This window comes from Pleionea litopenaei (assembly GCF_031198435.1).
Taxonomy (GTDB): Bacteria; Pseudomonadota; Gammaproteobacteria; order Enterobacterales; family Kangiellaceae; genus Pleionea; species Pleionea litopenaei.
Genome location: NZ_CP133548.1, coordinates 3,462,840 through 3,487,865 on the forward strand (window position 1 = coordinate 3,462,840; position 25,026 = coordinate 3,487,865).

19 protein-coding genes are annotated in these 25,026 nt (G+C 43.7%); 14 read left to right on the top strand and 5 right to left on the bottom strand.

The features are described 5' to 3' along the window. Window positions 1-5: 5 nt before the first annotated feature. The 3 genes from Q9312_RS15590 to Q9312_RS15600 all read right to left on the bottom strand — a co-directional run bounded on the left by Q9312_RS15590 (window position 6) and on the right by Q9312_RS15600 (window position 4,226). Complete coding sequence (locus Q9312_RS15590) at window positions 6-281, bottom strand: hypothetical protein (protein WP_309201789.1); 276 nt, start codon at window positions 279-281, stop codon at window positions 6-8. 48 nt (window positions 282-329) lie between these two features. Then, on the bottom strand, window positions 330-1,694 hold the full coding sequence (locus Q9312_RS15595) for a 3-deoxy-7-phosphoheptulonate synthase class II (protein ID WP_309201790.1): 1,365 nt from the start codon (window positions 1,692-1,694) through the stop codon (window positions 330-332). Between the two features lie 78 nt (window positions 1,695-1,772). Then, window positions 1,773-4,226 (bottom strand): PilZ domain-containing protein, encoded by a 2,454-nt coding sequence (locus Q9312_RS15600; RefSeq protein ID WP_309201791.1) that lies wholly within the window; start codon window positions 4,224-4,226, stop codon window positions 1,773-1,775. 91 nt (window positions 4,227-4,317) lie between these two features. Here Q9312_RS15600 and radA point away from each other — a divergent pair, with 91 nt between their 5' ends. Beyond that, a complete protein-coding gene (gene radA / locus Q9312_RS15605) occupies window positions 4,318-5,685 on the top strand; it encodes a DNA repair protein RadA (RefSeq protein WP_309201792.1) in 1,368 nt (455 codons plus the stop codon). Here the strand turns inward: radA and Q9312_RS15610 are convergent. Continuing rightward, window positions 5,680-6,051 (bottom strand): PilZ domain-containing protein, encoded by a 372-nt coding sequence (locus tag Q9312_RS15610; protein ID WP_309201793.1) that lies wholly within the window; start codon window positions 6,049-6,051, stop codon window positions 5,680-5,682. The two genes, radA and Q9312_RS15610, sit on opposite strands and share 6 nt — an antisense overlap. A 151-nt stretch (window positions 6,052-6,202) precedes the next feature. On the opposite strand from Q9312_RS15610, the gene Q9312_RS15615 reads away from it, so the two are divergent. From Q9312_RS15615 to Q9312_RS15675, 13 genes are all read left to right on the top strand, one after another. After that, the gene (locus Q9312_RS15615) at window positions 6,203-7,108 is read left to right on the top strand and encodes a hydrogen peroxide-inducible genes activator (protein WP_309201794.1); all 906 of its coding nucleotides are present in this window, start codon (window positions 6,203-6,205) and stop codon (window positions 7,106-7,108) included. A gap of 17 nt (window positions 7,109-7,125) precedes the next feature. Then, window positions 7,126-7,431, top strand: a complete 306-nt coding sequence (locus tag Q9312_RS15620; protein WP_309201795.1) for a hypothetical protein — start codon at window positions 7,126-7,128, stop codon at window positions 7,429-7,431. A gap of 365 nt (window positions 7,432-7,796) precedes the next feature. Continuing rightward, on the top strand, window positions 7,797-10,424 hold the full coding sequence (locus Q9312_RS15625) for a TonB-dependent receptor (RefSeq protein ID WP_309201796.1): 2,628 nt from the start codon (window positions 7,797-7,799) through the stop codon (window positions 10,422-10,424). Window positions 10,425-10,526: 102 nt separating this feature from the next. Then, on the top strand, window positions 10,527-12,092 hold the full coding sequence (locus Q9312_RS15630) for a tryptophan halogenase family protein (protein ID WP_309201797.1): 1,566 nt from the start codon (window positions 10,527-10,529) through the stop codon (window positions 12,090-12,092). Window positions 12,093-12,106: 14 nt separating this feature from the next. Next, window positions 12,107-12,805: a SapC family protein gene (locus Q9312_RS15635; RefSeq protein ID WP_309201798.1), complete on the top strand. Its 699-nt coding sequence runs from the start codon at window positions 12,107-12,109 to the stop codon at window positions 12,803-12,805. A gap of 4 nt (window positions 12,806-12,809) precedes the next feature. Continuing rightward, complete coding sequence (locus Q9312_RS15640) at window positions 12,810-14,375, top strand: tryptophan halogenase family protein (RefSeq protein ID WP_309201799.1); 1,566 nt, start codon at window positions 12,810-12,812, stop codon at window positions 14,373-14,375. Between the two features lie 5 nt (window positions 14,376-14,380). After that, window positions 14,381-17,104 carry a family 20 glycosylhydrolase gene (locus Q9312_RS15645; protein ID WP_309201800.1) on the top strand — a complete coding sequence of 908 codons (2,724 nt, stop codon included), beginning with the start codon at window positions 14,381-14,383 and terminating at the stop codon, window positions 17,102-17,104. A 170-nt stretch (window positions 17,105-17,274) separates the two neighbouring features. Then, window positions 17,275-18,141: an N-acetylglucosamine kinase gene (gene nagK, locus Q9312_RS15650; protein ID WP_309201801.1), complete on the top strand. Its 867-nt coding sequence runs from the start codon at window positions 17,275-17,277 to the stop codon at window positions 18,139-18,141. 1 nt (window position 18,142) lies between these two features. Continuing rightward, window positions 18,143-19,138: a glucosamine-6-phosphate deaminase NagB-II gene (gene nagB-II, locus Q9312_RS15655; RefSeq protein ID WP_309201802.1), complete on the top strand. Its 996-nt coding sequence runs from the start codon at window positions 18,143-18,145 to the stop codon at window positions 19,136-19,138. Further along, a complete protein-coding gene (nagA, locus tag Q9312_RS15660; RefSeq protein ID WP_309201803.1) occupies window positions 19,138-20,349 on the top strand; it encodes an N-acetylglucosamine-6-phosphate deacetylase in 1,212 nt (403 codons plus the stop codon). The genes nagB-II and nagA overlap by 1 nt, the downstream gene beginning before the upstream one ends. 21 nt (window positions 20,350-20,370) lie before the next feature. Beyond that, the gene (locus Q9312_RS15665; RefSeq protein ID WP_309201804.1) at window positions 20,371-22,146 is read left to right on the top strand and encodes a sodium:solute symporter family protein; all 1,776 of its coding nucleotides are present in this window, start codon (window positions 20,371-20,373) and stop codon (window positions 22,144-22,146) included. A 26-nt stretch (window positions 22,147-22,172) separates the two neighbouring features. Beyond that, window positions 22,173-23,288: an acyltransferase family protein gene (locus Q9312_RS15670; protein WP_309201805.1), complete on the top strand. Its 1,116-nt coding sequence runs from the start codon at window positions 22,173-22,175 to the stop codon at window positions 23,286-23,288. Window positions 23,289-23,451: 163 nt separating this feature from the next. Continuing rightward, window positions 23,452-24,480: a LacI family DNA-binding transcriptional regulator gene (locus Q9312_RS15675; RefSeq protein WP_309201806.1), complete on the top strand. Its 1,029-nt coding sequence runs from the start codon at window positions 23,452-23,454 to the stop codon at window positions 24,478-24,480. A 72-nt stretch (window positions 24,481-24,552) separates the two neighbouring features. Here the strand turns inward: Q9312_RS15675 and Q9312_RS15680 are convergent, their stop codons facing one another. Beyond that, window positions 24,553-25,011, bottom strand: a complete 459-nt coding sequence (locus Q9312_RS15680; RefSeq protein WP_309201807.1) for a hypothetical protein — start codon at window positions 25,009-25,011, stop codon at window positions 24,553-24,555. Between the last annotated feature and the right edge of the window lie 15 nt (window positions 25,012-25,026).

Consider the following 25,026-nt stretch of genomic DNA (forward strand, 5'->3'; position numbering starts at 1 on the left):
GGCGATTAGTGAAATAATTCGATGATGTCTTGAAAGTGCAGGCTACCAAGTTTGTGTTTCTTGATTACCTTCTGGAACCAATTGGGTTCTTCTTTTTTATTGTCTTTATCCGCCGCTTGCTGCTCAGCCGTTTCGGTTTTGGCCAATTCATTTAAGCACTGCTTCGGGGCTATCTTGACTTCACTGTCTTGCAGTGTGGCGTTGGGATCTGCATAAGCCAAAGGCGATAGAAGGCTAGTAAATACTAACATACCCAGAATGAACGACATTCGCTTAAGCATGAGAAACCCCCTAGTTTGTTGACTTATTAGTCTGAGTATAACCAAAGATTAACGGTAAATCGAGCTTGTTTGCTGCTGAAATCCACTTTTAATGCCTTGTTCTTGGGTAAGTTTTAGAAAATCCAAGGTTAACTCAAGCGATTGATGCAGGTTAAGTCGGGGATCAACCAAAGAATGATAGGCTCGGCTGAGGTCATTTTCGGCAATCGCACAGGTGCCACCAATGCACTCAGTCACCGCATCGCCGGTTAATTCTAAGTGCACACCGCCGAGAGTGGAGCCCAACTGTTGGTGTATTTTGAAAGCACTTTGCAGTTCTTCTGTGATTTTATGAAAAAACCGAGTCTTAACGCCGGAGCGCGTGAGCTCGGTGTTTCCATGCATAGGATCACAAATCCAAGTAACCGCCGTTTGATGATGTTGTAACGCTTCGATTAAAGGCGGTAGCTTTTGATGTATTTGTCGATGACCCATCCGAGTGATCAGCGTGACCCTTCCTGGAATATTATTTGGGTTAATGGTCGCTAGAATTTGCAGCAACCATTCAACGCTCATTCTTGGGCCGACTTTAATGGCAATTGGGTTTTCGATGCCTTTTAGGTACTCAATGTGTCCAGAGTCGGGCTTAGCGGTTCGCATGCCTACCCACGGTAGGTGAGTTGATAAGTTGTACCATTGATTATTGGTTTGGCGTGACAGTGCTTGCTCGTAATGTAAGTGCAATGCCTCGTGGCAAGTAAAGAACTCGGTCAGCGGGAATAGCGCTTGTGGCGATAATCGCTCGATTAAAGTGTATGCCTGAAGCGCTTCATCGAGCATCTTCTGTTGCCAGGTTTGGGCGGTTGCACCCAAGAGTTCATTGGCTGACCAACGCTCAGGGAGCAATAAGTCGCTGAGTTGTTGGTCTGAGTGCGCTCGAATATAGTTGAGCGTTAGCGACGCTAAGCTGTAGCCTTTCAATAATCGATCGGGATCCGGTTGCCGTGATTGCTGATTGAAGTCACTTTGATTGATCAAGTCTCCGCGATACGCTGGAAGGCTAACGCCATCAACCGTTTCTGTATGAGCAGATCGCGGTTTGGCGTACTGGCCTGCCATTCTACCCACGCGGATCACGGGTTTCCCGAGCCCGTACATCAACATTAAACTCATTTGCAACATAACATTGAGCTTGCGGTGAATCGTCGCTGGATTGCAGTCTTCGAAAGACTCGGCACAATCACCTCCTTGCAGAAGAAACACCTCGCCACGAGCCGCTTGCGCGATATAACTTTGTAGACGATCAACTTCGTGAGCGCTTACCAAAGGAGGGAGGCTAGATAACTCATGAGTCACCTGTTGCAAACGGTGATTGTCAGAGTAGTCTGCTTGTTGTTCTACGGGGCATTTTTGCCAAGAATCTGGAGTCCACATAATGTGTGTTTACAACGTAATTGGCCCTTGATCTTACCGCTAAATACGCAGGATTACCATGACGGTTACGGCAACCGATCAGGATTGATAAAAAGCACTAATATCTTCAATATCAACGAGCGCAACCAATTGCTGGATGTTTTGTTCAAATTGACGAGCTCGATTAGAAGAGTTACTTCGAATAACACTGAGCTCCTCTTTAAACTCTTCCAATTTAATAAACGGCGGTGGCAAAAATTGCGCTCGCAAAATTCGATGACGCTTGCTTTTTCGAGTCATAAGAATGAACTTGGCAATTTCTCGGTTATCGGTCATCGACACTTCATCACGTATCACAAGTTCTTCGCCGGGCTGCTCCGGAAACGTAGCAAATAATCGCGCATTGATAGGAGAGGTTAGCTGACTTCGACGGTTAAGTTGACCTTTTAGAGTTTGGCCGAAAAACTCCTCAAGGTTTAACGCACTAAAGTCGAAAGTATCTTGGGTTTTAAATTGCCACAATAAGGCATTGGCATTTTCGGTAGCTGCCGCGCTGTCGATGGCATAGCGACCACCGGGGAAGCGCCGAATAAACAGTGGAATACCACTTAAATAAGCGCTGACCATCGCTTCAACCATACTGGCAACTAAGGTTGTTTCTAAGTCTTCCGGACACTGCTTAAGTTTTGACTCATTACTGGCAATTAATCGCGAGAAAAAGCTCTCGCCATCGTGTGATTTAACCGAGTAGTCGCGACGCACGCTAATCGAATGATCATGAGGATGCCATTGCGTTACTCGGTAAGGTAAGTTTTGCAGCTTGGCCGTTTTCTTGGCCAGCTTTTGCATATCAGGCAAGTCAACCTTAATGGTTTGGTTGATATCTAAGTCCATCGGAATATGCGAAACGTTATGCAATTTTATTCGCATTCCGGCGGGACTAAAGTCGAGGGTTTCACCATTGACTTGAGTCTTGCCCGCCGTAATCGAGGCTTGTGTTTTGTATAAATATCTAGGCTCTTTTCGTTCATTACGATAGGCAAGCTGCCAGATACGCTGAGCGCCGGGAGGTAGTTGGTATTCGCTGAGTGCGGTTAGCTGTGCGCTTTGTCCCGTGATTGGACTGTCGAGCGACAGTTTCTCTTCGACCACTTGGTAGTAAGCGATATGAGAGATCTTCTTCCAGTGTTCAGCAATTGCCTGATAGCGCAAAGGGGCTTCTTCGTTTAATGGTTCGAGCAACTGGAGTGCGGCATCGCGATCATCGGGACTGATTGCTCGAGTGTGCAATTGCAGTCGTGCAATAAGGTGGCATTGACTGCCAACTTTTAGAAACTCATCAAATTGTTTGTTTTTGATCAGTGCTGAGCGAGTGGAGCAATACACTCGATGCTGTTGTTTGCCCTTAACTAAAAAGGCCTCTAGTAGATAGTTGTTCGCAATTTTACCGTCTTCTGAGGGTTCACAAAGTTGTGGAATGTGTTCTGCAATACTTCCGATTAATGCATTGTGTAACTGACTGTGCTCTTCGGGACGTGTCGCTGTGTAAAGTGATTGGAGTTTGTTGTTGAGCGAACCGAGCAAGCTGATGGAGCACGCAGAACCGGCATTAAAAATTCTTTCGTAGGCTTTGGCATATAAAGCTAGCAAACTGTCTTCGAGTTCGAGTTTATAGCGTGATTGATAACTTTTGATAAACTCATCAATGAAAATATTGAACTGTTCGTGCTCAGATTGATCGGTGCGCGCTAATCGAAATTGAGTGCGACCGTGGTGATCTTGTGTTTGCTCGATCAGAGTGTAGTCAACAAACCCTAGCTGCAACGTGTATTGAGCTTCTAAGGCATCAAAGCTAACCCCTAACACGGTCTCGGTCGCAATATTTTCTGTTTGTCCGAATAATGAAACTTTGATACCGGCTGTCGAAATATCGGCCGTTTTACCTTTTAATACGGTGCCATTATCAAAACGAATCGAGACTTCAGTGACATAATTTAAGCGACCTTCTTTACGTTGCGCTCGGTAACCGAAAGGGATAAGACGGATGCTATGCTCGTCGGTCTCTTCGTTCGCGGCCTCTTGAACGGACTCATTGACGGTGTCGCTTGAATCATTTTGGGTGGACTTATTGAACAGCGGATCTTTAGGTGCATTGCTTTTAGCTTGCGCTAGTTGACGTTTTTGTTCGGCTATTCGTTTTTCTTGTTCTCGCTCGTGTTGCGCCCTAAAGGTATGCTCTGCACCTTGTACTGCTTCAAACACGCCGACCGTATATTGCCCATCGTAGCGAGCCGCTTCTTGCTCAAATAAGTTGATGCACTTTTGATCGAGATGATGTGTCAGCCCTTCGAAGGTATAGGCTCGACAGCTATCTTCGACTTTTCCGCGCATGTCGATGGCAATGTAACATGGCGTTGCCAGACGTCGCTGTTCCATTCGTTCTAAAAATCGCGCGGTATCAGAGCCGGCTTTTACATCTTCTTCAACCAGTTGTTTGCCGTGGCGGCCAACACTCTTATAATGGTTGATAATTCGTTTCTTATCTTCTGACAACAGCCTTTCTCCAGAATGTTATTAAAGGCTAATACACCTGCATTAAGTGTAGTGCAAAATTTAGAATTTTCAGGACCTTATAGAATTATTTATGGCTAAATCAAAAATTCAGTTTGTTTGTAATGCTTGCGGTGCTACGCATCCAAAATGGGCCGGACAATGCAATGACTGTGGCGAGTGGAACACGCTCATTGAGCAAGCGCAAGTAGTGACGCAAGCTCGATCCGAACGATTTTCTGGCTACGCTGGCGAGCGCAGTAAAGTGCAGACCATGGCTGAAGTTAATTTACAGGAAGTTCCGCGAATTGGAACCAAGCTCGCGGAGTTAGATCGTGTACTGGGCGGTGGTTTAGTGCCGGGGTCGGTCGCTTTAATCGGCGGTGATCCGGGCATTGGAAAGTCGACCATTTTATTGCAGACCACCTGTTTGTTAAGCCAAGAGTACCCAACCTTGTATGTCACCGGCGAGGAGTCATTACAGCAGGTGACCATGCGAGCTCATCGACTGGGGCTCAATGGTGAGAAGTTAAAGTTGCTGACTGAAACTCAAGTTGAAGCGATTATGGCGCAGGCGAAGGTGGTACAACCTAAAATTTTAGTCGTCGACTCGATTCAGACCATCTATACCGATCAACTGCAGTCGGCACCAGGCGGCGTGGCGCAAGTTCGTGAGAGTGCTGCGGTTTTGGTGCGCTTTGCAAAGCAACACAATATTGCTTTGTTTATGGTCGGGCATGTCACCAAAGATGGTGCGTTGGCCGGGCCTCGCGTACTTGAACATATGGTCGACGCGGTTTTGTACTTTGAGGGTGAAAGAGACGGTCGCTATCGCATACTACGAGCAGTGAAAAATCGCTTTGGTGCGGTCAATGAACTGGGTGTGTTTGCAATGACTGAAACCGGCTTAAAAGAAGTCAAAAACCCTTCTGCGATTTTTCTTTCGCGTTTCGAACAGCGAGTCTCGGGTAGCGTAGTCATGGTCACTTGGGAAGGATCTCGTCCTATATTAGTGGAAGTTCAAGCGTTGGTCGATGAATCACATTTGGGAAATCCAAGGCGAGTAACCGTCGGATTAGAACAGAATCGCCTAGCAATGCTGTTGGCGGTTTTAAGTCGTCATGGCGGAGTGGCTAGTTATGACCAAGATGTTTTTGTTAATGTGGTTGGTGGCGTTCGTGTCATGGAGACCAGTGCCGATTTGGCTCTTTTGTGTGCGGTTATTTCGAGTCTCAAGAATCGCCCATTGCCGCAAGATTTAGTCGTTTTTGGTGAAGTCGGGCTGGCAGGAGAAATACGCCCGGTCCCCAATGGTCAAGAGCGTCTAAAGGAAGCGGCCAAACATGGGTTTAAACGAGCGATTGTAGCTGATGGTAATCGTCCAAAAGCGGCCATTTCTGGAATGGAGGTTTTGGGCGTCAAGCGGCTCGATGAGGCTTTGCAACTTTTAAGTGATTTATAAATCGCTGCTTAACGCTTTGAAGTCACGCTTAAGCAACTCGGCGTCTCCCAAGTTGAGCTCGAGTAAGCGACGTAAATGGCTAATGCTATTGATATCAATGGTGTCACAATGAAGTCCGAGGCATTGGCCAGTTTGATGGGCAATATTTACGGTCATCAATATAGTGTGCTGCTCATCGCCAAGTGAAAATGATAAGGTCGCAGGTGACCCAATGGCGATGTCATTTGGCTGCTTGGTCTCAACTAATGCTCCTTGTAAGCACAAGTCAATCAATTCGCATTCAATGATTTTGTCGGCCAATTCAAGTTGAGCCGTTTTATCAAAAGTAATGCGATGAAAGTGGCGTCGATCATCGGGGTTTGGCATACCCTCTCCTCACCTTAGTGTGGCAATCCTAGTTACAATTTAGCAAAGGAACGGGTAAGCGCCTAGTGGTGTGTTTGTTGAAAAGCTAGTAATTCGAATTATTGTTCGATAGAATCTATCGTCAAGGTGATTTTAATCGAAAAAGGTGCAGATGAACCTCCCCAGTATAAAGCAATTACAATATTTGCTCGCCGTTTATAAAGAGCAAAATTTTAATCGAGCGGCAGAGTCATGTCATATCAGCCAGTCAACTTTATCGGTTGCGATCAACAACTTAGAGGAATTGGTCGGGCAGCAACTGATTGAGCGTGATAATCGAAAATTAATGTTTACCGCGATGGGGGAACTGGTTGTTGAGCAGGCACGAATGATCATCGACCAAAGCCAGAATATGATGAAGTTAATCGCTGCTGATGGCGATGTTATGGCGGGAGAGGTTCGCCTCGGTTGCATTCCTACGATTGCGCCATTCTTGTTGCCAAAATTAGCGAAGAGAAGTCGTCAAGAGTACCCATTGTTGCGGTTACGTTTAGTCGAAGATACCACCGCTCAATTATTAGCTCAGTTAGAGCGCGGTGAAATTGACGTAGCGATACTCGCCTTACCAATCGATACAGGAAGTTTTCATGTGATGACCGTTGGCCATGATCATTTCAAGTTAGTGGCCCATAAAAGCCGTCAAAGCGATCTCAAAAAATTGACCGATTTTGAAGATGTCCCTGACGGTAGTTTAATGTTACTTGAGAAAGAGCATTGTTTAAGAGGTCATGCTTTAGAGGCATGTCGCTTGTCAAAAACAGAGAAAATACACCCATTTGAGGCGACTAGCCTGACCACATTGGTAACCATGTTAGAAGATGGTGAAGGGATTAGTTTTTTGCCCGATATGGCCATTGAAGCAGGTTTATTAAGAAATACTAACCTCATTGCGCTCGATATGCCGTTTGAAAATGCAGAGCGACAAATTGGTTTTATTTGGCGAAAAACCAGTTTTCGAGCGCAATGCTACCGAAATATCGGGTTGCTTGCTGAAAGTTTATTAAAACGCTCCAAATAGACAAAGTAGAGGAGAGTATGGTGCGAATTATTGTAGCCATGATTGGCGGGGCAATTGCTGTGGTTTTGATCACTTTAGTGGCCGTTGGCATTTATGGGATGTTTCCAAGCGATGACGATAGCATGACCGTCACGCCGATTATTTTAGATGATGTTATGTCCGAGACCGACTACAAAATTGAAGGTCTAAATTGTAAATGCCAATCAGAGAAGCTGGAGTTTGAGCGTCAAGAAACATCCGATGGGCTTGGCTGTAAAGCGTCGGTGTTGTCTATGCGCCAACGGCAAGAGCTTCCTAAGTGCCAATTGCCAAACGCTTATTAACGTATCCTAAAAGCCACCAGAGCGTGGCTTTTAAAGATTGATTCGTCTCACTTCGTCAGTTCAATGTTGCGTTGCGTAAAAGTGACCCTAAGTGGTTAGGATAAGTGAAAACTTAGATATAATTTTATGGACTATCGCGTAATGCGTTGATTTATGCCGACTTTTCGTCGGTATTTTTTCAAGACTTATTGACAGCGCTGTCATAAAAGCGTTAAAAATATCGCAAAGCACTTGCGGATAAAATTTAATCTGTGTAAGGTCAGTGCAAATGACAGCGTTGTCATAAAAGGAATAATAAATGCCGGGGTAGTGAGAAGGCATGGTTAAGAAAATCAAAAACTAAAACTGAAAGAGGGATAAATCAAATGGCTACACCTCAGTTTAAACGAAAAGTGATACCCCATTTAGTGGCGCTATCGCTTGCTTCCGCGGCGACTGGGCAAGTAATTGCTGCCGAGCCGGAAACACAAAAAGCCGAAGAGAAGACGGCCGACGTTACCATCACGGTGACGGGTTTGCGCGAAAGTTTAAAACGTAACCTTGCCGATAAGCGCGATGCGAATGCGGTGGTTGATGTGATTACCGCGCAAGACATTGGAAAGTTTCCAGATAAGAACATTGCCGAGTCTTTGCAACGAGTTCCTGGGGTCACGATTAACCGTGGTTTTGCCGGAGAAGGAAATGAGGTTTCTATTCGTGGTATGGATCCTCAATTGACTCAGACATTGGTAAATGGTCAGTTTGTTGCGTCAACCAGTTGGTTCTCACTGTCGTTCAACCGTCGTAGTTTTAACATGGATCTAATGCCGTCAGAGTTGGTCGAATCAGTGGTCGTGTATAAATCACCTGTTGCAGAACTTGATGAAGGTGGTTTAGGCGGTACGGTAATGTTGAATACTCGCAAACCTTTAGATTTAGATTCAGGAACCATTTACGCGTCTGTTGAAGCCATGAAAAACTCTCTTGATAGTGACACAGGCGCTTCTGCAAGTGGATTATTTAGTTGGAAAAACGAGCAGGCGAACTTTGGTATTTTAGCAACGCTATCTACGGCAGAAACGGTCGGTCGTGGTAACAAAGCTGAGAATTATTGGGAAGAAGCTTGGTCGGCAGCAGGCATCGCTCAGTTTCGTCAAGATCGACAAAGAGACACGTTTGATATCAATGCGCAATTTGCACCAAGCGATCGATTAAGTATTGGTTTGCATTATTTTAATACTCAGTTGGATGCTCAGAATACCAATCAAAATTTCTTATTATTTAATCGTTCTGCGGATGTTGTTAATGGTAGCTCGGTAACTTCTCCCACAACAGGCGTGCCAATGGCTGGAACGTTAATTGGTGGAACCACCGCATCAGGTGGTTGGATGTTAGCGCAAGATGTTAATAGCCGTCGTCCGGAACTTGAGAGTGACTTAACCGACTTAACCTTTGATTACGATGGCGACACTTGGCGTTTTCATGGCTCGGTTGGGAATACCAGTGCTGAAGGCGGCAATGGTGGAAATGTAAACTCGCTTTGGGGAATTAATGATACGGATGCACGTTGGCAAAACAACGGCGGAAATGTTTCGGTTGATTACGACTTTCTTGCCGCAACGGGTTTCTATCTTAACGTTAATAATCTCGATTTATCAGACCCGTCATGGCAAACCAACTTAGCCATGTCGTTGAGTGAAGTCACCTTGTTTGATGAAGAAGATTGGTTGCAAGCTGATTTAGATTTTGATGTCAGTTGGGGAGACTTTCATACCATTAAAGTTGGTATAAAAAGCCGTGATCATTCGTTTGGAAAAGCGCAAACAAACTACACGGTCGATGCTGCGGCGGTTATGGCTGGCGCATCAACATTAGGTGACAGTGGTTACTTTAATGGACCGATTGATATTGATGGTGGCGTTTTAGTCGGTGGCTCTGAAGGCAGCATTGCAGGCGTTGGATTAAATTTTGACTCTGCGGTTCGGAATAACGTGACCGGCAGCGAATATCTTTACGCCGCATACGGTGAGGTTCAAGAAAAGATAACAGCAATGTATCTGCAAGGTGATTTCTCCGGTGATAAATTCCGCGGTAATATCGGATTCCGTTACGTGAAAACGGACGTCGAAGGTTCTACCTACGCGGACCCTCTCGATCAGAACTCATTGTTTGCTCGCGAAGCCAATTATTCGGATGTTCTACCAAGCTTTAACTTTGCTTACGACTTCGAAGAAGATACCTTGTTCAGAATGTCGATTGCAAAAGTGATGAGTCGTCCAGCCTACAGCACTCTTAATCCTGCACTTTCAGCGATTAATCCAACAGCTAACACGGCGTCTTCGGGTAATGTTGGTATTGATCCTTTCCGAGCAACGCAAATCGACTTAGGTGTAGAACATTACTTTGGTGACAATAATTTTGTGGGTGTTGCCTTATTTGTAAAAGACATTAAGTCTTTTGGTAGCTCAGGAACCATTACCGACTTGGTTTATGAGCCAAATGGCGACTTGAATGCACCGAATGATCTTGAGCCTTATACGCTAACGGTTCCAACACAAGGAACTCAAGGTCAAGTTCAAGGTGTTGAGTTTAACTATCAAAAAATGTTTGGCAATTTCGGTGTGCTAGCTAACCTTACGTTATCGGACAGTGAGGGACGCACCGAAGCTGGAGATGTCGCATCACTACCGGGCCAGTCAGACACGTCGTATAACATTACTGGTTTTTATCAAACGGATTTGATCGAAACTCGATTGGCTTACACCTATCGCGATGAGTTTTTAGCTGAGGGTACTGCTTTTGGTAATGCTTTGGATGTGTTTGATGATCAAGCTTACTTAGATCTTAGCGTCACTTGGCATGCGACGGATACCATCGATGTTACGTTTCAAGGCGTTAACCTAACGGATGAAGTGACTGTGCAGTCGCACAATCCAATCAGTAGCCTTGGATCAAATCGTGTAACTACAGCTAATGGAAAGCGTTTCTTCCTTGGTGCATCGGTTCGATTTTAAGATGCCAGCGGGGAGCAGAGTTTTGCTCCCCGTTCTTTACACTAGATTTACTCTTCTTTGATACTGTAGTCTTGAGCTGTGTTTAAAAGTGACAAGTAAGTTATGCGAAATAAAAAAATTCAACGCATTGTTATCGTGGGTGGTGGAACCGCTGGTTGGTTAACCGCAGCTAAGCTCGCTAAGCGTTTTAATTGTCGTTATTCGCAATCTGTGCAAGTTACTTTAATTGAATCGCCTGATATTCCAACCATTGGTGTAGGAGAAGGCACATGGCCAACGATGCGCAAAACGCTCATGGAACTTGGCGTATCAGAGAGTCTTTTTATGGCGAAATGTTCCGCAACGTTTAAGCAAGGAACACGTTTTAATGATTGGCTGCATGAACCAAATGAAAAAAAACGCCATCATTATTACCACATGTTTTCATCGACGGTCGATCCTGCTGATTTTAATTTAGCGCCCTATTGGTGTAAACATTTTGTTGAGTCAGTATCTGATACACCCTTGACCTATGCAGACATGGTGACTGCTCAAGCGGCTGTGTGTAGAGAGGGATTGGCACCAAAACTAATAACCCACCGCGAGTACGACGGCGTATTGAATTATGCTTATCATTTAGATGCTGGTAAGTTCGCTGAGCTACTGCAAAGTCATGCAACAGAAGTTTTAGGCGTCGTACATATTCGCTCCAATGTTACGCAAGTTGCTTTAAATGATGTTGGTGACATTCGTCATGTCAAACTGAACGATGAGCAAAGGATCGAAGGGGATTTTTTTATCGATTGTAGTGGCTTTCGGTGCTTGCTATTAGGCGAGGCAATGGGCATTGAATTTATGGATATGTCTAACCAGCTATTGACTGACCGAGCCATCGCCATTCAAGTTCCTTATGAAGATGAAACACAGAACATTGCTTGTCAAACTAACTCTACTGCACAGACAGCCGGGTGGATATGGGATATAGGGCTGTACAATCGAAGAGGGACTGGACATGTTTACTCTTCTCATCACCTTTCAGATGATCTCGCAGAAGAACAACTGCGCTCATATATTGGCGATGTAAGTGCTGAGCTCAGCGCAAAAATGATCAAAATGCGAATCGGTTATCGAGAGAAATTTTGGCATAAGAATTGTGTTGCTATCGGTATGTCTGCCGCCTTTATTGAGCCTCTTGAAGCCTCGGCCATATTTTTAATTGAAGCCGCAGGTAATATGTTATGCGAACTCATTCCAGAGACAAACGAGCAACTTAAATCAGCAGAAACAATATTCAATCATTCGATGTTGCAACGTTGGCTGAAAACGCGAGACTTTATAAAAATGCATTATTTACTCTCGCGTAGAAGCAGCGACTTTTGGCGTGATAATCAATCACCAGAAACAGTTTCTGACTCACTCCAAGCCAAACTAGAGCGTTGGCGCTACGAGCCCATGAGTAAGTACGAGTTTGATAGTGTCTTTGAGCCATTCCCACAAGAAAGTTACCAATATGTTTTTTACGGTATGCTTAACGAATATACCGACTTTGGAACTCATTATTTTGAACAACAAAAAGCACGCAGTATTGTTTTAAGAACACAAACTGCGCAAAAAGAGTTATCCATACAGTTGATGAACCATCGAGATCTATTGACGAAGGTGTATCACTATGGATTCCAAAAAATATAAAGCAGGTTACCAACATGACACAGTACATTCCTTTAAATCATACTCAACATGCGTCTCTAAAGTGGCGGTCAGTTGATACCGCTGCAGAGTTTCTAAATCGACAAACCGTTGCCATCAATATATTTGAGTTTCCCCAGTTGCAAGCGGACTTTCCACTCTGTTTTGCGAAAGACTCTGAGACGGGGCAGTTAAGAGCCGTTGCTTTGATGAGTCTAACGGACAATCAGCCAAATGCGTTTATCGAAAACGGTCAATGGACAGTAAGTACACTGCCAACCTCAGTGCAATTGCATCCCTTTGCTCTCTTGCCCGTAGATGATGAGTCCAGACAGATGATGGTGTGTTTTGATGCAACCTCGTCGCAACTTAATGATGCTGAGGGGGAAACGCTATTTTCTTCGCAGGGAGAACAAACGTCTGTGATGAAAAAACTAATAAATTTACTCGAAGAACAACATCAGAGAACCGAACAGACGCAAAACTTTATTCAGATAATGTTAGAAAACGATTTGATCGAGAAAAAGACCTTAGAATTTACGTTGTCAAGCGGTCAATGCACTCTCGATGGATTGTATTGGATTGATGAGGCGAGATTAAATGAAATGGCCGATAAGGATTTTCTTGAATTAAAGCGATTAGGTTATTTACCCGTGATTTATGCGGCACTTTTGTCGATGAAAAATATCTCAAAACTTTTAGCAGCTCAGAGTTAAAACTATGCCAGACGAGCCAATAATTAATAAAGTGTTAATTGTCGGTGGCGGTACCGCTGGCTGGTTAACCGCTGCAATACTTGCTCATCAGTTAAACTCGAAAGGCAGTGACTCGGTTAAGATTACTTTAGTTGAGTCTCCAGATATTCCCATTCTCGGTGTAGGAGAGGGTACATGGCCGAATTTACGCTCAACGTTACAAAAAATTGGCGTAGATGAAACTGACTTTATACGACAATGTGATGCAACCTTTAAACAAGGCTCTGAGTTTATTAATTTCAATCAACCAATTAATGATACTGTTCATCGTTATTTTCACCCGCTGAGCGCAGTTTATCATTCAGCTTACGATATGAACTTAGTTCCATATTGGCTAAAGAAGTCTTTCGTTGAAAAGAAACAATACGATGAGACAGTAGCGACGCAAGCCTTTACTTGCAGAGAAGGCTTTGCGCCAAAGAAAATCACCACACCCGCCTATCACGCTATCTTAAATTATTCCTATCATTTGGATGCAGGAAAGTTTGCGTCATTCTTAACCGAACATTGTGTCAGCCATCTGGGCGTTGAACATATATCGGCAAATGTCATTGATGTAAATGTCGATGAAGATGGTTTTATTCGTTCTGTGATGACTGATCAAAAAGGCATGCTTAATGCGGATTTTTTTGTCGATTGTAGCGGCAGTCGAGGTTTGCTAATTGAGGGAGCGCTAAAGGTTCCTTGGATTGATATTAAGGACAAAATATTTAACGATAGCGCACTGGCAGTTCAAGTACCTTACGATGATCCCATGCACCCTATTGCTACTCACACCATCGCGACTGCTCAATCAGCAGGATGGGTTTGGGATATCGGCTTGCGTCACCGTCGAGGAGTTGGGCATGTATATTCAAGTGATTACACGAATGAGGCCGAGGCGTATAAGGCATTAGAAAGTTACGTCGGAAACAGCATCAATAAACTATCCGTGCGTTCATTAAAAATGAAAACGGGGGTAAGGCAAACATTTTTCAAAAATAACTGTGTTGCTATTGGCATGTCGGCAGCCTTTATTGAACCGCTTGAAGCCTCTGCAATTTTTCTAATCGATGCTGCGGCCACCATGCTTGCCGACCAGTTTCCTAGATTAAAGGTGTCACTGCCATTGGTGAGTAAAAAGTTTAACTCTACGTTTGCTTTGCGCTGGGATAAAACACTGGATTTTATCAAATTGCATTATTGTATTTCAAATCGTCGAGATTCGGAGTATTGGATCGATAATTGTTCAGAGAGAACAATTCCTGACAGCTTGAAAGAGAAACTCGCACATTGGCAATATCATCCCCCGAGCAAGTACGATTTTGACTATGCTTATGAACCCTTCGTACTCGATAGTTACTTATTTGTTTTATATGGCATGCAGTTTAAAACCGAAATATCATCAAATTTAAGTGCATTTCAAGATGACGTTCTTGCTGAGCAACACTTCAGTTCAGTTCGAAAGATGAACGAACAACTAGCTAGAGAACTACCTCGGCAACGAGAGTTAATTGAAAAAGTAAATCGGTATGGATTTCAAACGGTATAATGTCAATGTCATTTCTAAAACACACTACTTTTTATATTGCGCTATTAACACTTGTGAATGTCAGCTGCGACGACGCTCCTCCGTTAAATAATAATGCGTCAAGTCGTGCGTCAAACGTTAACGCCGCCATTCAAACCGTCTCAGAGAAAAATGTTTTAACTCAAACCAATGTTAATCTAGCTGATTTGACGCAAGAAAAGCTACATTCTGTTGCTCAGTCAATAGAGCTTAATTATCAAGTGATAGACAATCAGCCTGAAGGAGAATGCGCTTCAGAGTTCGCCGGAGGTCAATGTTTTAAATCAAAAATTACCATGTCTATTCCTGATGCACTGCATGGACAGCCATGGTCTATTTACTTTAGTCACATAGCGCCAGCGCGACGATCTACGAATGATGGACTTGCTATTGAACATGTTAATGGTGATTTACATAGATTGTATCCGCTAAGAACGGCGACCGATAATAAAATAATCAGTGTTGTTTTTTATTCCGATTTTTGGCATTTATCTAATTCAGATATTATGCCCAATTATTTTATTGTTATTGAGGGCCTAAAACCTGAAGTGCTTGCAGTAACGGATGAGAAAAATAAAATATCGTTACAGGAAAATAACCGTTGGTTTTTTGCTGGTTTGCCGCAGAATGATAAATTCTTGAAGCGCGGAGATACTGACAATATTCAGATCAGTGATGCACAATACTTATATCAACAATACAGCAATTTTAAAAATATAGACGAAGAACAATGGCGTAATAGAATTGTTCCCATGCCCAGTCAGATACTCGATTTTAATGCTGATGCTCGATTGTTTTTAGGCAACGGAATTACCCTAAAGAAAAACGATTTTAAGGCGAATAGTGCAATGGTAAGTGTTGCCTTACAGAGGTTTCAACGACTGGGTGTACCCATTGTTGATGAGGGTGTTCCGGTATTTATCACCCATTTAAAGCCGACTAATAGCCATTCTCTCCTTGCTGATCAATCGTATGAACTCTCCGTAGATAAAAGTAGCATTCATATTAAAGCAACAACAGCCACAGGTGCATTTTATGGATTAATGAGCGTTGCCGCGCTATTGGATATTAATGACTTAAGTGTGACAGACATTTCCTTAAAAGATAAACCTAGATATTTATTTCGCGGTTTGCATATCGATGTTGCAAGAAATTTTCACCAAAAAGAATTGCTGTATAAAATAATTGAGCAAATGGCGGCGTATAAATTAAATAAACTGCATTTGCACTTGGGTGACGACGAAGGTTGGCGCGTCGAAATTCCTACTTTGCCTGAACTAACTCAAATTGCTTCAAAACGATGTTTTGATTTAGCCGAAGATAATTGTCTATTGCCACAATTAGGGAGTGGACCTAATGCAGACACTTCAGTTAATGGATATTTCAGCGAGTTAGAATATAAAAGTATTTTGCAGTATGCCGATGCTCATCAAATCGAAGTGATCCCTTCATTCGACATGCCTGGTCATTCGCGAGCGGCAGTAAAAGCAATGGAAGCACGTTATCGAAAGTTGATGACAGAAGGAAAGCCAGAAAGAGCCAAGGAGTTTTTGTTGACGGATTTATCCGATACCAGTATCTATGAATCGGTTCAGTATTATCACGACAATACCATTAATGTTTGTTTGCCGTCATCGTATAAATTTGTTTATGAAGTCATTTCTGAAATTGCTCGTATGCACAAAGAAGCCGGAACGCCTTTACGTCGCTATCATATTGGTGCTGATGAAACGGCTGGGGCATGGAAAAATTCTCCACAGTGCCAGAACTTTATACAGGAACACTCAGAGATTGAAAAACCTGAACAATTAACAGGCTATTTTATTGAGACCGTGGCTCAACATTTAGCTGAGCGGGGAATTATCGCTGCAGGCTGGAGCGATGGAATGAAGTTAACTCACACAAAAAATATGCCAGAACCAACACAAGTGAATGATTGGTCCGCATTGTTTTGGCAGGGGCATAAAACCACTCATGACTTAATCAATCGTGGTTGGCAAGTGGTGGCTTCGAACCCTGATGTGACGTATTTTGATTTTCCTTATGAAGTAGACCCAGAAGAGCCTGGTTATTATTGGGGATCGCGACGTACGAATACTCAAAAGGTCTTTCAGTTTATGCCTGATAATTTGCCCGCAATGGCGGAAGTTTGGCGTGATCGTTCGGGCAATCGCTACCAAGCCGATGATCGTAGTTCAAAAGAACATCAGCCAATTAAAAATGGATTAAAACTGTATGGAGTACAAGGGCAGTTTTGGAGTGAGTCGATCAGAGATGACACTTTAGTTGAGTACATGTTATTCCCGCGATTACTCGCATTATCTGAAAGAGCTTGGCATAAAGCAGACTGGGAGTTGGAATATGATCATCATGGGCGTCTTTACTCAAGCGACACCAGTTATTTTGATCAGCAACGCAAAAAGCAACGAGATAAGGATTGGCGTGTTTTTGCTGCGACACTGGGTCATAAGGAATTACGCAAACTGGCGAAGTTGGACATTGATTTTCGCATTCCTACGGTGGGCGCGGTGCTGAAATCCGACAAGCTATATTATCGTACGGCGTTTCCAGGATTTGATATTGAAGTTAAACAGCCCGACAGTGATGAGTGGACGTTGATTCATCCCAACATGTCCGTTACTTCCGGTACTTTGGTTCGCGCAGTTCATCGTGCAACGCAACGAGTTGGCCGCTCAATCGCAGTTAATTAATCGACCCCTTGTCGGTAAGATTGGCTTAATCAGTACCAAAACTTGCGATAATTGTTCAAGGATAATAAAAATAAAATGACAGCGCTGTCATTTTGCGGTAGGGTAAGCCAATATCATTTAAATGAAGATGACATTTAAAAAATTAAACACAGATTTTGCTAGGAAATTGAATGGCTGCGGAAGACGAATTATTTATCGGAGTTGACGGAGGTGGTACGAAATGTAAAGCCGTTGTTTACTCCGAAAAAGATGGAATTTTAGGTGAAGCCCGCTCCGGGCCAGCCAACCCTTTTCAAGACTTTGAGCTTGCGACCAAGTCCATTTGTGAAGCCGCTTACCAAGCTGTTTTGCAAGCGGGAATGTGTTTCCGTGATATGTCCAATATGCGCGCGGGGCTTGGTTTAGCTGGTGTGAATATTCCAGACATAATGAATAAAATGCAGCACTGGAACAGTCCCTTTCGCTCTCACGTGGTGACGACCGACTTGAACATTGCTTTGTTAGGCGCGCACGGCGGTGAAGATGGTGCCGTGATTATTGCTGGAACAGGTTCATGTGGCTATGCAAAAGTCGCTGAACAGTCGTTATTAATCGGCGCGCACGGCTTTCCGCATGGTGATAAAGGAAGTGGTTCATGGATTGGTTTAAAGGCGGTTCAACACAGTTTATTAGTGAGCGATAAACTTGAACAAGAAAGTGCTTTAAGTCGCGAACTCAAAATTACCGATCCGATTGCCTTTGTTAAAGATTTATCCGGTAAGCCACCTCGTTATTACGCAAAGTTAGCGCCCGCTGTTTTTGTTGCGGCAGCGGAACATGATCCGGTTGCCATTTCAATTCTTCGAGAGGCCGGAGATTATTTGTCGGCAGTGGCGCGACGTTTGCTCACTCTCAACCCTCCGGCTTTGTCGATGATAGGAGGCATTGCCGATCGAATTACTCCCTGGTTAGCCCCTGATGTTTCTTCTGCCGTTTGCCAAGCAAAGCTCTCGCCGGAGTTAGGGGCTATTCTTTTTCTAAAAAGTCAGGAGCATTAAAATGACATTGTCACTGATGCGTCGCGAAACGTTCGAGACTTCCTCAAGAGTCAAGCTACAACAAGAAGACAGTGAAAATTTCGCGACCGTTGCAAATGAAATTAAATCATGGTCTCCGGAATTTATTATGATTGTTGCCAGAGGCTCTTCTGATCATGCTGGAGTTTTTGCTAAGTACTTGTTCGAAGTTGAGCTTGGAATTCCAACCATGTCGGCTGCGTTATCTGTATCGAGTATTTACCAGAAAACCTTGAAGCTTTCACGAGCTTTAGTGATCGTTATTTCCCAATCTGGTCAGAGCCCAGATTTGCTAGCTCAGGTTGCGAGTGCACATGCGGGGGGCGCAAAAATTTTGGCATTGGTTAACGACCAAACTTCACCGATTGTCAGGCAGGCAGATTGGTCTATTCCATTAAATGCAGGCGCTGAGCGCTCTGTAGCGGCGACCAAAAGTTACCTGTGTACGTTAAGCGCATTGCTGCGCTTAGTTGCCAATTGGAATAATGATGCTCAGCTCATGAACGCATTGAACGAGCTACCGCATGAGTTAGGTATTGAAAGTAAAAATTCCGCACAAATTCGCCATCAAGCGTTCAAAGAAATGGGCAACTGTGTGGTGATTGGCCGAGGTTTTGGCTACGCTATCGCCAAAGAAATGGCGCTCAAAATAAAAGAGGTTTGTGGAATTCATGCTGAGGCATTTAGTAGCGCTGAATTTTTACATGGTCCGGTGACGTTGGCTGCGGGTAAAATTACTTTACTTGCAGTGAATGTCGAAGATGAAGCATTATCGAGTCATCTTGCCGCAGTCGAAGATTTTTCGTCAAGAGGAGCGAGGGTCATTTCTCTTGTGCAATCTACGGCAAGTGCTCACAAGAGAATCAACCCACTTTTAGTGTTGCTAAGATTTTATTTAGATATAGAACAAATTGCCTCCGCCGATGGACGTAATCCCGATCAACCGATTGGCTTGAAAAAAGTGACGGAGACACTTTAGTGTTTCAATCATTGAGAAGAAATTTAGGCTTTCAAAATGAGTCTCAGAAGCAGTCTATGGAACAAAAATATTTTATTAAACATTTATTTACCGGTGAGCGTTGGCTTGAAAATGCGGTATTGGTGACGACAAACGGAAAGGTGTCGGTACTCACCGATGATCCGATTGAAGTAGCGGCCGCTAAAAACAAACCGATGATTGAATATTTAGAGACCGTCATACCTGGCTTTATTGATATTCAGGTGAATGGCGGCGGTGGAGAATTGTTTAATCAAAATCCGAGTGTTAATGCGCTGGAGAGCATTGCGGCGACTCATCAGCGATTTGGAACAACGAGTTGGTTACCAACGGTGATTACTGATCAATTTGAGACCATGGAGCGAGCCGCAAACGCAGTTGCGGAGGCTCGTAAAAATCCACGATTGGGCATTTTGGGTGTGCATTTTGAAGGTCCTGGAATCGCGACAAGCAAGAAGGGAGCGCACAGCCAAGGGTTAATTCGAGCGCTAGAACGTGCGGAGTTAGAGTTATTTACGCGCGATGATCTTGGGGTAGTGGTCGTGACTCTTGCACCAGAAACCGTACCTGCTGATCAAATCGAATGGTTAACACAGCGCGGCGTTATTGTCTGCTTAGGGCACAGTAATGCAAATGCGGATGAAGTCATTAAAGCGATTCACTCTGGTGCGAAAGGGTTCACTCATTTATTCAATGCGATGTCTCCTTTAACCTCAAGAGAGCCTGGAATGGTTGGTGTCGCTTTACACAGCGAGAAGACTTTTTGCGGCATAATTGTCGACGGTTTTCATGTTCATCCGCTCGCCATTTCGTTAGCTTATCGATTAAAAACCGCTAATCGTTTGATATTGGTTACTGATGCTATGGCGCCAACAGGTACTGACCTCAAACGGGTTGAATTTTTTGATCGTGAAATCGTAAGAGATGGCGATCGATTAACATCGACGACAGGAGAGCTAGCCGGTTCTGTACTGACGATGAATCAAGCCTTTATTAATGCGATGGAATGGCTCGATATACCCATAGAAATGGTCAGCACTATGAGTGCCAAAACGCCGGCGACTTTCCTGGGAATCGAACAGGAATATGGTCACCTTGAAGTAGGATGCCATGCAAATTTCATTGCCTTAGACAGCAACTTTCGTGTGTTATCGACCTGGGTGATGGCTAACAATGTGTATACAAAACAATAAAATGAAAAGTAGAGGGTAGGCATGGAACAAGCATTTTCGTTAAGTTGGATCGATTATTCGATCATTCTAGTATTCATACTTTTCATCACGTGTTTAGGTTTGTACTTCAGCAAGCGAGCGAGTAACAGTACCAGCGACTTCTTTTTAGGCGGCCGTAGTTTGCCTTGGTGGCTTGCTGGTACATCGATGGTTGCTACAACCTTTGCGGCTGATACGCCTCTCGCAGTCACAGAGCTTATTCGGCAAAGTGGTATTGCCGGAAACTGGATGTGGTGGAACATGTTGGCCGGAGGTATGTTGACGACTTTTTTCTTTGCGCGCTACTGGCGTCGAGCCAATATACTGACCGATGTAGAGCTCATTAATATTCGTTATTCAGGTAAAGAAGCGCGATTTCTGCGCGGTTTTAGGGCGCTGTACATGGGGCTGTTTATTAACGCTCTGGTTATTTCATGGGTAAATCTGGCCCTAATTACATTGCTGCAAGTCTTCTTTGGAATTTCTCCCGAACAATCACTGTGGTATGCCTTAGGAGCGATGCTCGTGGTTTATTTGTATTCGGGTTTTTCTGGTTTACTCGGTGTAGTGTATACCGATTTTGTGCAGTTTATTATCGCGATGACGGGCAGTATTATTTTGGCCTTTTTAGTGGTGAACTCTGAGCAAATTGGCGGTATTGATGGTTTGAAACAGCAGCTGCCAAGCGAAGCCTTGAGCTTCTTCCCTGCCATAGGTCAAGAGCAATCGGGAGGAACCTTATTGGTTCTTGGTTTGGGCAGTTTCTTAGCGATGATTTTATTGCCGTGGTGGAACAGTTGGTACCCAGGTGCCGAACCTGGCGGTGGTGGTTATGTTGCTCAAAGAATGATGAGTGCAAAAGACGAGAAAAATGCCGTGTATGCGAATCTTTATTTTCAAATTGCACATTATTGTATTCGTCCTTGGCCATGGGTGTTAGTTGGCTTAAGTGCCTTAGTACTCTACCCAGACTTATCTGAAGCTCGAATGGGTTACGTGTTGGCTATGAAAGATTATTTGCCTGAAGGATTTCGAGGCTTATTGTTAGCCGCTTTTTTTGCCGCTTATATGAGTACAACCGCTTCGCAATTAAACTGGGGAGCCAGTTATATTATTAATGATTTTTATCGTCCATTTATAAAATCTGATGCGAGCGAAAAGCAACTCGTTATGACTTCTCGAGTGGCTGTTTTTGTCATGATCTTAGTCGCGCTTTTTGTGACTTCTAAAGTGGAGTCTATCGCGGGTGTCTGGAATTTCTTATTGCAAACTGGGGCGGGTTTAGGTCTAGTTTTGATATTGCGTTGGTATTGGTGGCGAGTCAGTGCGTGGAGTGAAATTGCGGCTACCATTGCACCTTTTGTCGGCTATTCTTTAACTCAGTTTGTGTTAGCGCCATACGTCGATGAATCTTGGGGAAAACCGATCATTGAAGACCCGAGTGGATTTGTATTTACTTTAGTATTTACCGCGTTCGTCTGGATTTCGGTAACCTTTCTGACGCCTGCAACCGACTCAGAAACGTTACAAAGTTTTTATGATCGAATTAAGCCTGCCGGAAACTGGGGGACTTTTGCCGAGAAATCTGAGCAAAAATCAAATCTAACCTTGTTGTTCGTCTGTTGGATCAGTGCCATAGCAATGGCTTACAGTATCTTGTTTACAACGGGTTCTTTGGTCTTTAAAGAATGGTGGAATGCGGCTGGGTATTTTAGTGTCTTTGTGGTTTCAGTGGTGATGGTCAAATATTTCTCAGCCAAGGTTAAGATTTTTGAGTAACGATTTGATCAGAGAAAGTTTTGGGAATGAGTATTCAAAATAACCGCGTACTGGCTATTGATCTCGTGCGTGGTTTTATCATGTTTTGGATCATCGGTGGCGACCAAATTTTTAAAGCGATAGGAACTTTTAATCCGCATGTATTGGTGTCCTTTCTCGATCGGCAAATGCAGCACAGTGAATGGCATGGTTTAACTTTCTACGATTTAATCTTTCCGTGTTTTATTTTTTTAAGCGGCGTGAGCTTGGGGTTAAGACCACAGCAGATTCAGCGGCTATCTGTCGACGTTCGAAGCCGACTTTATCAACAATCCTTACGTCGATTTGGACTATTAGTTTTACTCGGTATCGTATACAACCACGGTTGGGGCGTTGGTATTCCGAACAGCTTTGATGACATTCGCTACGCCAGTGTTCTCGCTAAAATAGCTGTCGCGTGGTTAGTGTCTGCGATGGTTGTTTGGCATTGCACAATGCGCGGCCAAATTTGGTTTTTAATCGGCCTTGTCTGCCTCTATGGCCTTTTACAGCATAGTGTTTCAAATCTTGGTTGGGTAACCAATTATTCGGCTGAAAACTCACTCAATACTTGGATGGACCAGCATTATCTTCCAGGAGTGTTCTATCAATCTAATCATCTCGATTCAGAGGGATTGCTGGGTAATATAGGCTCAATTATTAATGCATTGATCGGCGCAATAATTTCTCAGCTGGTTTTTAGAGAAGGTGCTTCGAACAAGTTAAAGCTAGCGCAACTATTGATATTTTCGATGATTTCTTTGAATCTTGGTTGGTTCTTATCGATTTGGATTCCTGTGAACAAGATTTTGTGGACCGTTTCGTTTGCACTCTTTTCAAGTGGTTACTGCATTCTTATGTTAGCAGCGGCCCTAGTCATTAGTGATGTATTAAAGTTACGAGCATTGACGGTCTTTTTCTCCGTCATCGGATTCAACTCTATTGCTATTTATCTATCTACTTCTCTGTTTGATTGGCACTATCTTGAAAGCAGTTTGTTTGGCCAATGGATTGTTATTCTTCCCGCCATTTTACAGCCGTTCGCCTGGGTTTTAGTCGCCATTACGATTAAGTGGCTGCTGTTAGCCTATTGCTATGAAAAACGCTGGCGTTTAAAAGTTTAGCTATACAATTTCTTCAGTTGCTAACCGAACCATTGTTGCTACGTAGGCGAAAGACATGTTTAGTGGTAATATTGCCACCTATACAACACCTCAACAATCGCGCGAACAAGACAAGCAAGCGTTGATGTTGCATTGACGAGTTAGGATTAGGACTGAATATTTTATGAGTGTGACGATTAATGACGTTGCAAAGCACGCTGGCGTATCAATGAAAACCGTTTCTCGGGTGATAAACCGAGAGCCATCGGTAAAACAAGAAACTTACGATAAAGTCATGTCGGCTGTTGCCGAGTTAAACTATCAGCCTAACCAAGCCGCAAGAAATTTGGCGAGTACGCGCTCTTATATCATTGGTTTCGTATACAGCAATCCTAACGCTTATTATGTCATTGACATGCAAAATGGAATTCTATCTGAGTGTCGACGTCGAGGGTATGAGCTATTAATTCATCCATGTCAAAAAGACAGCGCGGATTTTATCGAAGAAATAACCGCATTAGTAAAGCATTCAAGAGTGGCGGGCCTCGTATTAACGCCTCCTTTCTCTGAGCGCCCGGAGATTATTCGAGCTCTGAATGAACTGGATATTCAATATGTTCGTGTTGTGTCTAGTGATAAAGGTTTAACCGATGTTCATAATTGCGTGGTGGTCGACGATAAGGGCGCTGCTTATGATATTACGAAACACTTGATTGCTTTAGGACATCAACGTATTGGTTTTTTAAGTGGCGGAGAAGAGCATGGGTCGACTGGCGAACGTCGTGCAGGGTACGAACAAGCTTTGCTTGACCATCAAATAAGCGTGAAGAAATCCTTGGTATTGCCCGGCGAATATTCTTTTAATTCGGGTGTCGAAGGCGCAAAGAAATTATTGAGTCGTAAAAATCCACCAACGGCCATTTTTGCGAGCAATGATGAAATAGCGGCCGGTGCATTGTTCGCCGCTCGCTTACTGGGCATTTCAATTCCAGAACAGTTATCGATTGTTGGTTTCGAAGACAGTCCTTTTTCGCGTCAGACTTGGCCTAAATTGACAACCGCCCATCAGCCCAATCAAACCATTGCAGAAACGGCGGCTTCATTATTAATCGACCAATTAAAAGCAGGCAATGCTCAAGCGTCTGAAGGTGAGCCTAAACGATTTAGTCCTGAATTAGTGGTGCGTGATTCGAGTGGTCCTGTTTCCGATTAAGCGAGTTTCGGAGGAATAAAAAAAGAGCGGGTAAAACCGCTCTTTCTTATCTTCTTTGGTCAACGTTTTCGACTAGGCTGCCGCGTCTGCTGATCCTTGAAGTTGTGGTAAGCTACTGTTGTATCCAGAAATTTTTACCCAGTAGATGATCCACGAGATGAGTGCAACGAAAGGAGCAATGATCCCGATAATTGGGATTAAGCCACAAAGAACACTGATCGAGTAAATGAGTCCAACGGTCTTCGCACCATTACCTGGATCTGTAATTCCGTGAGCTTTGTGCTTGTTATTAATAGCTTCTGCAACTTTGATGACGGTATAAATCATCCAACCCCAATTGAATACAGGAATCAAGTTCAACCAAACTAGACCTGGCTGCATGCCGCGATTCTCTTCCCCTGCGTTTGCTAGTACTTTGTGCAAGCTGTATAAAAATAAGCAAAAAATTGCGATAAATACAGCAAGTATTACAAAGAATACTGCGCCGAGACTCGCCATTAACGCCATTGCGTCTTGATCAGACATTTCCATAATGAATACCTCTTA

What these genes read in the sequence shown, in the direction of transcription:
- Q9312_RS15625 (WP_309201796.1), top strand. Translation starts at nt 7,797, where the DNA reads ATGGCTACACCTCAGTTTAAACGAAAAGTGATACCCCATTTAGTGGCG.
- Q9312_RS15630 (WP_309201797.1), top strand. Translation starts at nt 10,527, where the DNA reads ATGCGAAATAAAAAAATTCAACGCATTGTTATCGTGGGTGGTGGAACC.
- nagK (WP_309201801.1), top strand. Translation starts at nt 17,275, where the DNA reads ATGGCTGCGGAAGACGAATTATTTATCGGAGTTGACGGAGGTGGTACG.
- Q9312_RS15615 (WP_309201794.1), top strand. Translation starts at nt 6,203, where the DNA reads ATGAACCTCCCCAGTATAAAGCAATTACAATATTTGCTCGCCGTTTAT.
- Q9312_RS15645 (WP_309201800.1), top strand. Translation starts at nt 14,381, where the DNA reads ATGTCATTTCTAAAACACACTACTTTTTATATTGCGCTATTAACACTT.
- radA (WP_309201792.1), top strand. Translation starts at nt 4,318, where the DNA reads ATGGCTAAATCAAAAATTCAGTTTGTTTGTAATGCTTGCGGTGCTACG.
- Q9312_RS15640 (WP_309201799.1), top strand. Translation starts at nt 12,810, where the DNA reads ATGCCAGACGAGCCAATAATTAATAAAGTGTTAATTGTCGGTGGCGGT.
- Q9312_RS15595 (WP_309201790.1), bottom strand. Translation starts at nt 1,694, where the DNA reads ATGTGGACTCCAGATTCTTGGCAAAAATGCCCCGTAGAACAACAAGCA.
- Q9312_RS15610 (WP_309201793.1), bottom strand. Translation starts at nt 6,051, where the DNA reads ATGCCAAACCCCGATGATCGACGCCACTTTCATCGCATTACTTTTGAT.
- Q9312_RS15675 (WP_309201806.1), top strand. Translation starts at nt 23,452, where the DNA reads ATGAGTGTGACGATTAATGACGTTGCAAAGCACGCTGGCGTATCAATG.
- Q9312_RS15590 (WP_309201789.1), bottom strand. Translation starts at nt 281, where the DNA reads ATGCTTAAGCGAATGTCGTTCATTCTGGGTATGTTAGTATTTACTAGC.
- Q9312_RS15665 (WP_309201804.1), top strand. Translation starts at nt 20,371, where the DNA reads ATGGAACAAGCATTTTCGTTAAGTTGGATCGATTATTCGATCATTCTA.
- Q9312_RS15680 (WP_309201807.1), bottom strand. Translation starts at nt 25,011, where the DNA reads ATGGAAATGTCTGATCAAGACGCAATGGCGTTAATGGCGAGTCTCGGC.
- nagB-II (WP_309201802.1), top strand. Translation starts at nt 18,143, where the DNA reads ATGACATTGTCACTGATGCGTCGCGAAACGTTCGAGACTTCCTCAAGA.
- Q9312_RS15670 (WP_309201805.1), top strand. Translation starts at nt 22,173, where the DNA reads ATGAGTATTCAAAATAACCGCGTACTGGCTATTGATCTCGTGCGTGGT.
- Q9312_RS15635 (WP_309201798.1), top strand. Translation starts at nt 12,107, where the DNA reads ATGACACAGTACATTCCTTTAAATCATACTCAACATGCGTCTCTAAAG.
- Q9312_RS15620 (WP_309201795.1), top strand. Translation starts at nt 7,126, where the DNA reads ATGGTGCGAATTATTGTAGCCATGATTGGCGGGGCAATTGCTGTGGTT.